Source organism: Halobacteriovorax marinus SJ, assembly GCF_000210915.2.
Classification (GTDB): domain Bacteria; phylum Bdellovibrionota; class Bacteriovoracia; order Bacteriovoracales; family Bacteriovoracaceae; genus Halobacteriovorax; species Halobacteriovorax marinus.
In genome coordinates this window covers 3,360,015-3,372,856 of record NC_016620.1, presented here as the reverse complement: position 1 = coordinate 3,372,856, position 12,842 = coordinate 3,360,015, and the positions used below count along the sequence as shown (strand labels likewise).

Genomic DNA, 12,842 nt, shown 5'->3' with positions numbered 1-12,842 from the left:
AGAAATATGAATAAATAATTAGCAAATATTACCGGGTACTAAATGAAAATATTAAAAAGAAGTTCTAATGTATTCAATTTGATTCTATTTCAAATATTTTCTTTCGTATTTCTACACGTTATATTTTCTTTGAAAACGGGATATTCAGCTCTAAATGTAGATAGACTTTATGCCCTACTTTCTGACTATTTCTTAATAGCAGCACTCTTGTTGGTTAATATTGTTTCAATCTTCTTTATTAAGAAGTTGTCTTATTATCAGATAATTTTAACTTCAATGATTATTAGTGTGATTTGCTTTTTCCAATTTTTGGCGACCTTCGATAAATCAATTCTCTTTTACAACCTATTCTATATCTTTATTTCATTCTTCTTTACGATGATTTGGAAATTAGAGTTAGAAGAGTCTGTATATAATCCGAATTTTGATAATAGAAATTTACGTAGCTCTGGACTTAGAAAAGTTAATGTCAGGCTCATGGATAAGTCATCTAACTCTGTTGATGGAGTTATTCAGAACTGGTCAAAGAATAGTTTCTTTATTGCATGTAGTGATCTCACATTAAATATTAATGATGTAATTGATGTTGAAATGAAGTACCAGGGGATAGACTTCAAGTTTGAGGCGAAGATTGCAACCCAGTCGGCAGACGGCTTTGGACTATACATAATGAAAGAGAAAAATAAGTCCACTCTTAACTGGCTTGATTTCTATGATATAATCACAGACAGAGGAATTCATCCAATTAATGTTTAAGAGGTTATAGATAATGCATAAGTTATTAATCATCCTAGTTGCCCTTTCTGTTACCAGTTGTTTTAAAGAAAAAGGTGCTCAGGAAACTTTAAGCACATTCATTCAAAAGAGATTCAACGGAAGCTTGGATAGAACAGAGATGGCCGATTATCTCAGTGGTCAGATGAAGGACTCTGTACTGGCAATGGAAGAAGAGGAGTTTGATAAGTTCTCTGATATGTCTAAATACAAGAAGAAGACTTTTAAGATCACTCACTCAAATTGTTCTGAGGCTAAATGCTTCCTCACTTATATCATTAGCTATGATCAATTTGGCGAATCCACTAAGGACTACAGAGTAGATAATAAGAAAATTGCTGAGATGGTTAAGCTTGAAAAAGAGTGGAAAATCGAAAATGTAACGAATGTAAAAACCTATATCGACGCAGATAAAACCCTAGAAATAGAAGCCGAGTAGTCTAACTACTCGGAATCATAACTGACCGACTAAATTCCTAAAGTATTCCCATATAATAGCCGACAAGTTCACTATGAATTTAAAGATAAATGATGAATCTTTGTTGGCAACCCTCGTATCTGAAACTTATCAATGTGTTGATGAGAAAGAGGAAAATAGCTCAAATCTTTCGGCCTATTTTGAGTCGAGAATGAGCTCTGAAGTAGAGGGGAGCAATAGTGACCACTTCTTAGAAGATAAACTTCTACGTTCTAATGTATCGTTTAGCTGTATGAGCTACTTCCTTGAAACTTCTTCATTTCACTTTGATTTAAAAGGTGAGAGTTATACGTGCCCAAGAAATTGGGGTGAGTTTGAGAGAGTGTTTAGTGAGATGAATGATACAGAATATAAAATCTTTGAATACTTTAACGAAGACTATCTTCTAAATGAAATCTTTAAATCTTCAATTGATTATGAGTATGAAACGATTGCGTTTTGTAGAAATGGAGAGAGTTATATAATTTTTATGCCGAAAGAGAATGTTGAAATTCTTAATTGGTTGAAAAAATATTGTGAATCTAGTGAAAAAGCCGCTTAAAAAAAAGCCCTCTTACGAGGGCTTTTTTATTATAGTGAATTGTAAAATTCTTTCATCATCATTGCATCTTCTTCAAGGTTAGGACTGTTACAAATAACATATCCACCACAGTTAAAGTCTTTTAGACTTTTAAGAAGATCTTTCCAGTTAAACTTAGATTTCTCTAAATTTAAATGCTTCAAATCACCTTTAGAGTTAGAGCTAATACCTGAAATATGAATGTGCATATTTGCTAGTGAATCAGCACCAATCTCTTCTTTAATTCTAGTTAGTACTTCTTTGAACTCTTCTTCAGTATTGTATTGACCAGTTCTCGCATAAAGGTGAGAGAAGTCCATACAAGGAGCACATGAAGAAACGTTCTTTGTTAAAGAGATTAGTTCATCAAGAGATCCAAACTGACTTGTCTTACCAGTTAGTTCTGGACGAAGTTCAATTTCAATATCTAAACGACTTAGTCTCTCTTCAATAACGTTCATACTCTTTTCAACAAGGTCAAAAACATCAAAAGGAGAATCTTTCATGTAAAATGCAGCGTGGAAAGTCATAGATTCAGCACCACATAAATCAGAGATCTTTGCAGTTTGAATAATTCTTTCTACTGAAGAGTCAATTTTATCTTGCTCTCTTGCATTAAGATTAATGTAGTAAGGACCGTGAGAAGTTAAAGGAATACCTAGCTCATAAGACACTTTTCTTAGGGCCGAAGAAACCTCTTCTTTCATTCTCACACCGTGAGCAAACTCAAGTTGCATACAATCTAACCCTAGAGAGTGAATTTGCTTCACACCTTCAATAGGATTGTTTTTCTTCTGTGTACTATTTGGAACACCAGCAGTACCGAACAATAGCTTATTTGCTTGCATATATCTCCCGTGTACGTTTAATAATCAGTTTTGCAAAAAGTGTCATATCACATTATTGCGCCGGGTAGTAGACGCGCCGAGAAAACATCTTTAAAAACGGACACTTAAGTACGCTCTTGGGTTTTCTATTGTTATGACGAGTTGAGTTATATCCCTAATGTGAATTCTTGTCTATAATTTCATGTAAAAGGTGTAATAAAGTAAGGATCAACCTTCTTTGTTTGATATGTAATATGTTGTTTTTATTTGGTTTTTTATTATTCTTCTACGCCCTGACAAGCGCCATAGGATTCATCCTTCTTCCAAGTTTTGGTGAGATCTACGCCTCAGGACTCTTGAGCATTCTCATTCTCATAGAATTTCTCTTTGGAGACAGAATTCTTCTCGGTTTCATGAGGGCCAAGCTAGTAGTAGATCAAAATAGAATTTCATATATGCTCTCAAATATCAGGCTTAAATTTTCTCTATCTCGCGTAAATCTATATACGTCGAGAAGAGTGAGAGGGTGGCATATTATAGATAACGCATTCTCAAGTCCCGTTATTGTTGTAAATCCTGAAACACTAAAAAGACTAAGTGACAGAGAATTAGAGGCCATGCTCAGCTTGGCCTGCTTCAAGATCAGCAGAGGGATAGCTAGAAAGGACTCAATATACCTCGTGCTCTTTAGTATTATATTAAGCCCAGTTATTCTGTGTAATATACTTGAGAAATATAGACTGGATGCAATTTCATCACTAATTAAATTTCTTCTAATGCCTTTTATTCTACTAAAAGGTTACGTCCTCAATACAAAGCAAATTCAGGATGATCTGGTGAAGGATTTTCTAGAGTCTTTTGATTTGGCCCACGAGTTAGAAGGTGGTCTCTATAAGGTAAATATTAATACTGTAGAAAAACGCTCTTATCTCTTTGAAATTTGCACTGAAACAATTTCCCTCACTCACAAAGAAGGCAAAGAAAAGCTATCATATTACTTAAAGTTGAAACAAACACTTTAATAATATTGATAACTTTGGGTAGTAATTGAACTATTTAAAAATTGCCATTGAATATTTAAGGAAGCTTGATACCTCAAGACTGTACCCATTAGTTTTTACAATTATATTTATAGTTGTACTCTTTCAATACTCTTTTGCTTCACTAGAAGCTGTCTTTTATGATTTACGAATTAAATATGATTGGGGAATTTCTTTTAAGGATGAAATTGTTCTCGTCACCATGGATGAAGAAAGTGATCAATTCCTCGGGGAGAGCTTTCCATATACTTATGCTTCCCATGAAGTTTTAATTGAAAGATTAATGCAAGATAGACCCTCATCTGTTGGTTACTTAGTAGGCCTTCTAGAGCCAGATTCTCAAAGAGAACGAGAGGCCCTTAGTCACTTTAAAGAACTCACTCAAGACTATATAAGAAGTGGAGGTATTTTTCGCTTCGGTACAAATATGGACAACTGGGATGAGCATTTACCTCCAATGGATTTGCGAAGCTTAGGTTACTCACTAGCACTTCTTAACAAAGATAATTCAACGTTTTCAAAAGATGATATCTCAAGACGCGCACTTATTAATATTTCTGGTGAGGAGTCCTTTCATTTATGGATGGCTAATGCCAATAGAGCTAAGAGCGGGCTAGAGAAGCTTGATGCTCCGGCCATTCAAGGTTCATATTATCTTCAAGAAGCAGATGCGACCTTTACTCTCTTTAGATATTATACAAACCCAATCTCTAAAAAAGGTCGTATAAAGAAAATTCCTTTCCACAGAGTATTGGTTGGTAATTTTCCAAAAGGTTTTTTTGAAAATAAAATTGTTCTAGTTGGACCTAGTTATATTTCAAATACCAATGACACTGTATTAACTCCTTTTAATAGGGAAGATTATATTTCTTCAAAATTGGCGGTACACGCAGAGATCATTCAGTCCTTTCTTCAAAATAAAACAATTCTTCAAATTCCAAGAGATGTCTCAAACGTTCTCGCAATTCTCATCGCTTTATTTCTTTCGGTGATAATCTCAAGAATGAGACCGACCACTGGACTTGCAATGACTCTTGCTCTGATGTTTGGAGTAAATCTTTTGGCATACTTGCTCTTCTCAATGTTGGGACTTTGGCTCTATGTGACTCACATTATTCTGACGGTATTTGTGGTTTATTATATCTGGGTTCCTTTTAGGGCCATTGGTGAATATCAGAGAAGATACGCAATTCAAGAAGAGACAAAGCTTCTAAAGAAAGTTGAGAATTTAAAGCAAAACTTCATCTCTTTAATGAGTCACGATTTAAAAACTCCGGTCGCAAAAATTGCAGGTATGGCCGATGTAATGAAGCATAAGAATGCGGGAAATATGGAACTAACCTCTGGTCTGCAATCTATTATCGATTCAACAAAGGAATTGAATAAGTTTATCTCTTCCATCTTAGATCTTACAAAAGTAGAGTCTAGAAATGTTTCACTGAATATGCAGTCAAAAGATATTAACTCAATTGTTGAGAATACTGTGGAAGGACTTCGCTATGAAGCGAACACTAAAAATGTAACCGTTGTCCAAGACTTAGCCCCTTTATATCCAATTGAATTTGATGTAACACTAATGAAAAGAGTTTTTGCTAACTTGGTGGAGAATGCAATAAAATACTCTGGAGAGGGCTCTGAGGTTAATGTTAAAACATGGGACGATGAGCAATGGGTCTATATCACCATAAGCGATAATGGTGTAGGGATTCCGCCCGAAGATTTAGAATATGTATTTGAGAAGTTTTATCGGGTTAAAAATGATGCAAGTCACTCAATTAAAGGAACCGGACTTGGCCTATATCTGGTAAAATACTTTGTAGAGCTACATGGTGGGACAATTGAAGCATTTTCAGAAGTCGGCCAGGGAACTACTTTTAAAATAAAATTAAAGAATCAATAAACAAAAGGAAATAAAATGCACAAGGTACTTGTTGTAGATGATGACAAAGTTTTACAGGACTCAGTCAAACAAGCTTTAGAGTTTCACCACTTTAAAGTTGATACTGCTGACAATGGAAAGGAAGCTTTAAGTTGCGTTTATAAAGAAAAGTATGACCTAGTGGTTATGGATGTGAATATGCCAGAGATGAGTGGTATTGAAGCATTAACGGAAATAAAGAAATACGATCCTTCTATAATTGTTTTAATACTTACTGCTTATTCCAATGTTGGAGATGCGGTTAAGGCCGTTAAAGAAGGCGCTTATAATTATCTTGAAAAACCAATTTCATCTGAAAATTTAGTCGCTCTTATCAAGCGTGCCTTAAAGGCGAGAAGCTTAGTTGAGACATCGATCTTTTCTGCTCCTTCACTATCTCTTGGAACAGGAGATGATAAGTTTGTTGGTGAATCAGATGTTATGCAAAAAGTTTTTGGTGTTATCTCAAAGCTTGCGCAGGTGAATACGCCAGTACTAATTAGAGGTGAATCAGGTACAGGTAAGGAACTCGTTGCTAAAGCAATTCACTACAATGGGCCGCTAAAGGATGAGAGATTTGTTACGATTAACCTCGCCGCTATTCCTGACAACCTTATTGAGTCGGAGTTATTTGGACATGAGAAAGGTGCTTTTACTGGTGCGAGTGAAAGAAAAATAGGTAAGTTTCAATATGCAGATGGTGGAACAATATTCTTAGATGAGATCGGAGACATTTCATCTACGATGCAAGTAAAGCTTTTACGTGTCCTACAAGAAAAGTCTTTTACTCCTGTTGGCTCAAACAGAGATATTAAGTGTGATGTTAGAGTTATTGCGGCTTCACACAAGCCATTTGAAGAGATGATTAAAGAGGGAACATTTAGAGAAGATTTATTTTATAGATTAAATGTCCTTCCGGTTTATCTACCACCTCTTAGAGAGAGAAAATCAGATATTCCATTCTTAATTGACTACTATGTTAAATACTTTAATGGAATCCACCACCTTGAAATGAAGGGGTGTGTACCTGAGGCGCAAGAAGTTCTTAAAAACTACTCTTGGCCAGGAAATATTAGAGAGTTAAGAAATGTAATTGAACACGCATTCATTATAGAATCTTCAGAGCAAATACATATCTCTTCACTTCCTGAGACTGTTAAGAAGAGTGCAAATATTGAAGATGGTCCAGAAGACAATGCTGACGAGTCGAATGTACAAATTGACTTTAAAGGAATTCAGGACTCTGTAGTAGATAATATTGTAGAAGACTCTGAAGTGAGCAAGTATCAATTTACTTTTGCGACAGTGACAGAGGACAATGAAATAAAATTAGACTTTCAAGTTGCAAAAGACTTATTTGAAAAAGAATTTATCATCCATGCTTTGAAGATGAATAAAGGTAAGATTAATCAAACGGCTTTAAAAGCAAATATTCCAAAGAAGACATTGCTTAGAAAAATTGAGAAGTATGAGATTAATCCAAAGTCATATTATTAGGAATTAAAGAAATGGATAGAATTTGGAAAATGTCACTCCTTATTGTAGGAGTGATTCTCTTAGATCAATTTACTAAAGGTGCAATTCAGCAAAACTTTAAACTAGGTGAGTCCTTAGCGGTGATACCTGGTTTTTTTAATTTAGTTTATGTTCAAAACTCTGGGGCAGCATTTGGAATGGGAGCAGGCTCAGGAGACTTTGTAAGAATCCTCTTCTTTTTAATCCTCCCAACTATTGCTTGCTTTTGGTTACTCTGGCTAATTTGGAAGACGAGACATACTAGCGCATGGCTTTGCACAACTTATAGCTTAATCTTTGCAGGAGCAGTGGGAAATCTCATTGATCGCTATAGCTTAAAATATGTTGTGGATATGTTTGATTTCTATATTGGGACAAGCCACTTTGCGGCCTTTAATATAGCCGATAGTGCTATAAGTATTGCTGCTGTGATGTTGATTATTGATTTTGCCTATTTAGAAAAGAAGAGAGAGGAAAAAGCCGCGTCTTAGAAAGTGCGGCTTTCTATATAACTTAAGCTGTTTCTTCTACTTCCGTAGATTCTTCCTCAGCTTTAACACCGTGTTTTTCGTTCAGGTCTTCTAGTACATCTTCTGTTACGTAGAGTTCAGACTTAAGAGTCTCGTTACCCCAAGCTGTAAATGCATCATCAGAGTTGTACATCGTAATTGTTTCCCATGGACAGTCCTGTGAACAGTTTTGACAACCGATACAGCGCGCAAGGTCAATTTCTACAGTCTGCTTAAATTCTGGGTTATCAGGGTTTGGTCCAGCGACTAATTCAATCGAATCTACAGGGCAACCAGCGATACAAACCTCACAACCAGTACATCCACTTTGGTGTACAATTGCTAGTAATTTCGGTGGTTTCTTCCCTTTTCTTACAGGCTTTGTTCTCGCTGTATGAAATGGATTTTCAACAATTATCGTTCTGTCATCACTCATATGAATAACCTTATCTTCTCAATTTTAAATCAGTTTATGTCACATAATAGCGTAATTTTGCTTTTGTATAAAGAGATTTTGCAACCTCTGGTTTATACGATATATTCCCTCTGGTGTAAATTCACTAGTGTTAAATATATTTTATGGAGAAATCGTTAATGAAACGTTTAAGATTCGTAACGGCGGCCAGCCTCTTTGATGGCCACGATGTATCAATCAATATTATGAGAAGACTTTTACAGGCCAACGGAGTTGAAGTAATTCATCTTGGTCACAATAGATCTGCAAAAGATGTTGTCGATGCTTGTCTCCATGAAGATGCAAACGCTGTGGCCCTTAGCTCTTATCAGGGTGGTCACAATGAATACTTTGCATACATTAGAGAGTTACTAGATGAAGCTGGCGCTAAAGATGTAAAAATCTTTGGAGGTGGCGGTGGTGTAATTACACCATCTGAGATTAAGGCCTTACACGAAAAGGGAATTACAAAAATTTACTCACCGGAAGATGGGATGAAATTAGGCTTAGAAGGAATCATAAAAGATATGATTGCCAAGGCCGACTATTCAACAATCGAAGGAGTAGATTTCTCTAAGTATGAAAGTAAGTCATTAGAAAATTATGAAATATCTAAGGCCATCACTTCAATAGAAGACGGAGTTGATCTGCCATTTGAGATGAATTCAAAAGACGTCCCGGTTCTTGGTATTACAGGGACAGGTGGAGCAGGAAAGTCATCTTTAATTGATGAAACTCTTCTAAGATTTCACCGCTATTATAATGACTGTAAGGTCGCACTGATTTCAGTAGACCCAACTAAGAAAAAAACTCAGGGTGCACTTCTTGGGGATAGAATTAGACTTGGAAGTTCTAGTTATGAGAACTTCTATATTCGTTCACTGGCCACAAGAGACTCTAAGACTGAACTCTCTCCACAGATTGAGAAAGTTGTTAGCTTCTTGAAGTCACAAAACTTTGATCTCATCATTGTTGAAACTTCAGGTATTGGTCAGGCTTCTGATGCTATTACAAAAGTTGCTGATAAGTGTATTTATGTAATGACTCCTGAATACGGAGCAGCTACACAGCTTGAAAAGATTGAAATGCTTGAGCAGGCTGACTTTATTGTTCTTAATAAATTTGAAAAGCCACGCTCGGAAGATGCACTTAGAGATATCAGAAAGCAGTATAGAAGAAATCATCAACTCTTCGCTGGTCATCCTGGTGCACCTACAGATGATGAGCTTCCAGTTTTTGGTACAATGGCCTCTCAATTTAATGACTCTGGTGTTAATGCTCTCTTCTCTGAAATCGCAACTCAATTTGGTTTCGATACTTCTAAAATTCAAGATATTAAAAAAGAGAGAGCTCCAAAGAATAAGACAAAGATTATCGCACCGGAGAGAAGTCTCTACTTAAGAGATATCTCTTCAACACTTAAAAATTATAATAGTGAAGCTCTTCAAAATTTTGAAAAACTAAAGGATTACGAAGCTCTACTTAAGGCGACAGAGATAATGCCAGAGAGTAAGGAGCTAAAAGAAAAGCTAATGGAAGTTAAGGAAACGATTCCAGCAGATGTCTTTAGTGAATTAGAGATTTGTGAAAGTGCAATTTCTCAATACAAGAGTGGAGAATTTTCTTACACTGTTAGAAATAAAGAGATTAAGGTTCCAACAAAGTTTGAATCTCTTTCAGGATCAATGATCTCAAAAGTATCCTACCCAAGATTTGATTCAATCTCAGAAAAATATAGATTTGTTAAAAGGGCAAACCTTCCGGGATTCTTTCCTTATGCTGCAGGTATTTTTCCATTTAAGAGAGCTGATGAAGATCCAAAGAGAATGTTTGCTGGTGAAGGTGGACCACTTAGAACTAATAAGAGGTTTCACTATCTTTCAGAAAATGATCCGGCAAAGAGACTTTCAACTGCATTTGATTCTGTAACTCTCTATGGTGAAGATCCAGATAAGAGACCAGATATTTTTGGAAAGATTGGTGAGGCGGGAGTTTCAATTGCAACTCTCGATGATATGGGAGATCTATTTAAGGGATTCTCACTTATCGACCCAATGACTTCAGTTTCGATGACTATTAATGGTCCGGCTCCGATTATCTTGGCCATGTTCATGAATACGGCCATGAAGCAGGCCTTGAGCGAAGATGAGTTTTGGAATGAGGAAAAGAGAATTGAGGTGATGAGACAAGTTCGTGGAACTGTTCAGGCCGATATCCTTAAAGAAGATCAAGCTCAAAATACTTGTATCTTCTCATTAGAGTTTGCACTTAAACTTATGGGAGACGTTCAAGAGTACTTCTGTAAAGCTGCAATTAAAAATTACTACACTGTTTCAATCAGTGGATACCACATTGCTGAAGCAGGGGCGAATCCAATTTCTCAACTGGCATTCACTCTTTCAAATGGATTTACATTTGTTGAGTATTACCTCTCAAGAGGAATGAATATTGATGACTTCTCTGGAAACCTTTCTTTCTTCTTCTCAAACGGACTTGATCCTGAGTACACAGTAATTGGTAGAGTTGCTAGAAAGATCTGGGCCGTGGCCATGAGAGATAAATACGGTGCAAATACTAAGTCACAAATGTTCAAATATCATATTCAAACTTCTGGTAGATCTCTACACGCTCAGGAGATTGACTTTAATGATATCAGAACAACACTTCAGGCCTTCTTAGCGTTAAGTGATAATTGTAACTCTCTTCACACTAATGCTTATGATGAAGCGATTACAACTCCAACTGAGGAATCTGTTAGAAGGGCGATGGCCATTCAGATGATTATCAATAGAGAGTTTGGTTTAAATAAAACAGATAATCCAATGCAAGGTTCATATATCTATGAAGAGCTCTGCGATATTGTTGAAGAAGCTGTTCTTGCAGAGTTTGAAAGAATCTCTGATAAAGGCGGAGTTCTTGGTGCAATGGAAAGTATGTATCAGAGAGGAAAGATCCAAGAGGAATCTCTTCACTATGAAACACTTAAAGATAATGGAGAGCTTCCAATTATTGGTGTGAATACATATATTGCAGACAATTTTGAAGAGTTATTAAACCAAGAGATTGAAATTTCTAGATGCTCTGATGATGAGAAGAATGAGCAGATCGCAAGACTCAATGCTTTTAAAGAAAAGAATTCTGATCATTCAAAAGAAGCGCTAGAAAAATTACAACAAGTTGCTCTAAGCGGAGGGAATATCTTCGAAGAGTTACTAAAGACTGTAAATTATTGCTCACTAGGTGAGATTACAAATGTCCTCTATGAAATCGGTGGAAGATATAGAAGGAATATGTAATGACTAAGTCTAAAGTTTATACTCGTTCTGGTGATAAGGGTTCAACTGGTCTAGTCGGTGGAACCCGCGTTCCTAAAGGGGATGCCCGTATTCATATTTACGGAGAAGTAGATGAGTTAAACTCTCACTTGGGAATGGGAATTTCACTCATTGAAGAATTTGATCAGAGTGAGTTAGTCGCAATTATTCCTTTTTTAAAGAGAATTCAATACAACCTCTTTGTTATAGGTTCAATCTTTGCTTGTGAAAAAGAAAAGAGAGAGAGCTATTCCCTGCCTACAATATCTGAAGAGGATATAGTTAAGCTTGAAAGTGAGATTGATAGAATGGATTCTTTAATTGAGCCATTAAAGTATTTTGTTCTTCCGGGAGGTCATAAGATCTCTTCGCAGTTTCATATTATAAGAACTGTATGTAGAAGGGCCGAAAGATATGCTACGTCTTATGAGTCAAGTCATAATGGAGAGCTTCCAGTTGAAACTCTTAAATATCTCAACAGACTTTCAGACTTCTTCTTTATCATTTCTAGATTTGCAAATAAGGTAATGAAGTGTGAAGAGGTTTGGTGGATTCCAGGAAAACCTACTTCTTAAAGACTTTTTTTAGTTTAGAAGCCAGTGAACTCTTCTTCTTTTTATCACCTGGACTACTCTTATCACCTTTGTCTAATTGAATGAATTGAGTGTCACCACTGGACTCTTCAAGATCAATCTGTCTTTCATTTGAGACTTCAACTTGAGGCGCACTCTTTTTTTGATTTAAGTTCTTTGCTTTCTGAGCAAGTCTCTCTTTTAGTGATGTATTAGTATTTGTGTTGGTTCCTTCTGGTGCTTGAGGTTTCTTTACAGGCTCTTGCTTTGGCACAGGTTTCTTAGCAACCATCGTTTTTTCTTCTGACTCTGGGAAGAATTTCTTCGGTGCCTTTGGTACTGGTTTACTTCCAGGCTTCGCACCTTGCTGTGCTTGTTGCTTTGCTCTAACAACTTGTGAGGGTTTAACAGTTCTCTGACTTGAAGGGAGATCCATAAACTTGATTTGAGCTGTAGGCTCATCTCTAGTTAGAATGGCCTTTTCTTTGGGAGAGAGTTCTGAGCGATCAATGAAGATCTCGCAGTTACCAATTTTTAAAACGTCATCAAGCATCAGGTGTGTATCCATGATTTGACAATCATTTAGATAAGTTCCATTCGTTGATTCTAAATCTTTTACTAGGACTTTAAATTGTTGATTCAACTTGAAAGCACAATGCTTTCCCGAGCACATCTGATCTTTTATCTGAACATGGCACTTACTAGAGCGACCAAGAATTAGGGGCTGAGCCGTGAGCTTTACACGTCTCTCCTCATTCTCTTCTCTAATAATTAACAGCACTGCCATAATAATCTCCAATATTTATATTAATTCAGCTTTAGATTTTGAACAAATGGGGAAAAATAAGGCGCATGGCTTGATAATGTTGTAAGATAGAAGTA

The 12,842-nt window shown here is 36.2% G+C and carries 12 protein-coding genes; 9 read left to right on the top strand and 3 right to left on the bottom strand.

Annotated features, from left to right (window positions below; genetic code table 11):
* Positions 1 to 42 precede the first annotated feature (42 nt).
* The 3 genes from BMS_RS16190 (at position 43) to BMS_RS16180 (ending at position 1,793) form a co-directional block, all read left to right on the top strand.
* Positions 43 to 756 carry a hypothetical protein gene (locus tag BMS_RS16190; protein ID WP_014245900.1) on the top strand — a complete coding sequence of 238 codons (714 nt, stop codon included), beginning with the start codon at positions 43 to 45 and terminating at the stop codon, positions 754 to 756.
* A 13-nt stretch (positions 757 to 769) separates the two neighbouring features.
* On the top strand, positions 770 to 1,213 hold the full coding sequence (locus BMS_RS16185; RefSeq protein WP_014245899.1) for a hypothetical protein: 444 nt from the start codon (positions 770 to 772) through the stop codon (positions 1,211 to 1,213).
* Between the two features lie 73 nt (positions 1,214 to 1,286).
* Positions 1,287 to 1,793, top strand: coding sequence for a hypothetical protein (locus BMS_RS16180; RefSeq protein ID WP_014245898.1), 507 nt, complete (start codon positions 1,287 to 1,289; stop codon positions 1,791 to 1,793).
* A 29-nt stretch (positions 1,794 to 1,822) separates the two neighbouring features.
* Here BMS_RS16180 and BMS_RS16175 read toward each other — a convergent pair whose 3' ends face one another.
* Positions 1,823 to 2,659, bottom strand: a complete 837-nt coding sequence (locus BMS_RS16175) for a TIM barrel protein (protein ID WP_014245897.1) — start codon at positions 2,657 to 2,659, stop codon at positions 1,823 to 1,825.
* A gap of 233 nt (positions 2,660 to 2,892) precedes the next feature.
* On the opposite strand from BMS_RS16175, the gene BMS_RS16170 reads away from it, so the two are divergent.
* Genes BMS_RS16170 through lspA form a run of 4 tightly spaced genes read left to right on the top strand, consistent with a single transcriptional unit; the run spans position 2,893 to position 7,602 of the window.
* Positions 2,893 to 3,660 (top strand): M48 family metalloprotease, encoded by a 768-nt coding sequence (locus tag BMS_RS16170; protein WP_044557731.1) that lies wholly within the window; start codon positions 2,893 to 2,895, stop codon positions 3,658 to 3,660.
* Between the two features lie 25 nt (positions 3,661 to 3,685).
* The gene (locus BMS_RS16165) at positions 3,686 to 5,578 is read left to right on the top strand and encodes an ATP-binding protein (protein ID WP_014245895.1); all 1,893 of its coding nucleotides are present in this window, start codon (positions 3,686 to 3,688) and stop codon (positions 5,576 to 5,578) included.
* Between the two features lie 15 nt (positions 5,579 to 5,593).
* Positions 5,594 to 7,093, top strand: coding sequence for a sigma-54-dependent transcriptional regulator (locus BMS_RS16160; protein WP_014245894.1), 1,500 nt, complete (start codon positions 5,594 to 5,596; stop codon positions 7,091 to 7,093).
* 11 nt (positions 7,094 to 7,104) lie between these two features.
* Entirely contained in the window at positions 7,105 to 7,602 is a 498-nt protein-coding gene (gene lspA, locus BMS_RS16155) for a signal peptidase II (RefSeq protein ID WP_014245893.1), read from the top strand.
* Positions 7,603 to 7,624: 22 nt separating this feature from the next.
* On the opposite strand, the gene BMS_RS17260 is transcribed toward lspA, so the two are convergent.
* Positions 7,625 to 8,056: a 4Fe-4S dicluster domain-containing protein gene (locus BMS_RS17260; protein ID WP_014245892.1), complete on the bottom strand. Its 432-nt coding sequence runs from the start codon at positions 8,054 to 8,056 to the stop codon at positions 7,625 to 7,627.
* Between the two features lie 158 nt (positions 8,057 to 8,214).
* Between BMS_RS17260 and icmF the strand changes: the two genes are divergently transcribed.
* Both icmF and BMS_RS16140 read left to right on the top strand, forming a co-directional pair.
* The gene (icmF, locus tag BMS_RS16145) at positions 8,215 to 11,370 is read left to right on the top strand and encodes a fused isobutyryl-CoA mutase/GTPase IcmF (RefSeq protein ID WP_197536771.1); all 3,156 of its coding nucleotides are present in this window, start codon (positions 8,215 to 8,217) and stop codon (positions 11,368 to 11,370) included.
* The gene (locus BMS_RS16140; RefSeq protein WP_014245890.1) at positions 11,370 to 11,963 is read left to right on the top strand and encodes a cob(I)yrinic acid a,c-diamide adenosyltransferase; all 594 of its coding nucleotides are present in this window, start codon (positions 11,370 to 11,372) and stop codon (positions 11,961 to 11,963) included. Before icmF ends, BMS_RS16140 begins: the two co-directional genes overlap by 1 nt.
* Here the strand turns inward: BMS_RS16140 and BMS_RS16135 are convergent.
* Positions 11,953 to 12,747: an FHA domain-containing protein gene (locus BMS_RS16135; RefSeq protein WP_044557730.1), complete on the bottom strand. Its 795-nt coding sequence runs from the start codon at positions 12,745 to 12,747 to the stop codon at positions 11,953 to 11,955. The two genes, BMS_RS16140 and BMS_RS16135, sit on opposite strands and share 11 nt — an antisense overlap.
* Positions 12,748 to 12,842 lie beyond the last annotated feature (95 nt).

What these genes read in the sequence shown, in the direction of transcription:
- BMS_RS16190 (WP_014245900.1), top strand. Translation starts at nt 43, where the DNA reads ATGAAAATATTAAAAAGAAGTTCTAATGTATTCAATTTGATTCTATTT.
- BMS_RS16185 (WP_014245899.1), top strand. Translation starts at nt 770, where the DNA reads ATGCATAAGTTATTAATCATCCTAGTTGCCCTTTCTGTTACCAGTTGT.
- BMS_RS16180 (WP_014245898.1), top strand. Translation starts at nt 1,287, where the DNA reads ATGAATTTAAAGATAAATGATGAATCTTTGTTGGCAACCCTCGTATCT.
- BMS_RS16175 (WP_014245897.1), bottom strand. Translation starts at nt 2,659, where the DNA reads ATGCAAGCAAATAAGCTATTGTTCGGTACTGCTGGTGTTCCAAATAGT.
- BMS_RS16170 (WP_044557731.1), top strand. Translation starts at nt 2,893, where the DNA reads ATGTTGTTTTTATTTGGTTTTTTATTATTCTTCTACGCCCTGACAAGC.
- BMS_RS16160 (WP_014245894.1), top strand. Translation starts at nt 5,594, where the DNA reads ATGCACAAGGTACTTGTTGTAGATGATGACAAAGTTTTACAGGACTCA.
- lspA (WP_014245893.1), top strand. Translation starts at nt 7,105, where the DNA reads ATGGATAGAATTTGGAAAATGTCACTCCTTATTGTAGGAGTGATTCTC.
- BMS_RS17260 (WP_014245892.1), bottom strand. Translation starts at nt 8,056, where the DNA reads ATGAGTGATGACAGAACGATAATTGTTGAAAATCCATTTCATACAGCG.
- icmF (WP_197536771.1), top strand. Translation starts at nt 8,215, where the DNA reads ATGAAACGTTTAAGATTCGTAACGGCGGCCAGCCTCTTTGATGGCCAC.
- BMS_RS16140 (WP_014245890.1), top strand. Translation starts at nt 11,370, where the DNA reads ATGACTAAGTCTAAAGTTTATACTCGTTCTGGTGATAAGGGTTCAACT.
- BMS_RS16135 (WP_044557730.1), bottom strand. Translation starts at nt 12,747, where the DNA reads ATGGCAGTGCTGTTAATTATTAGAGAAGAGAATGAGGAGAGACGTGTA.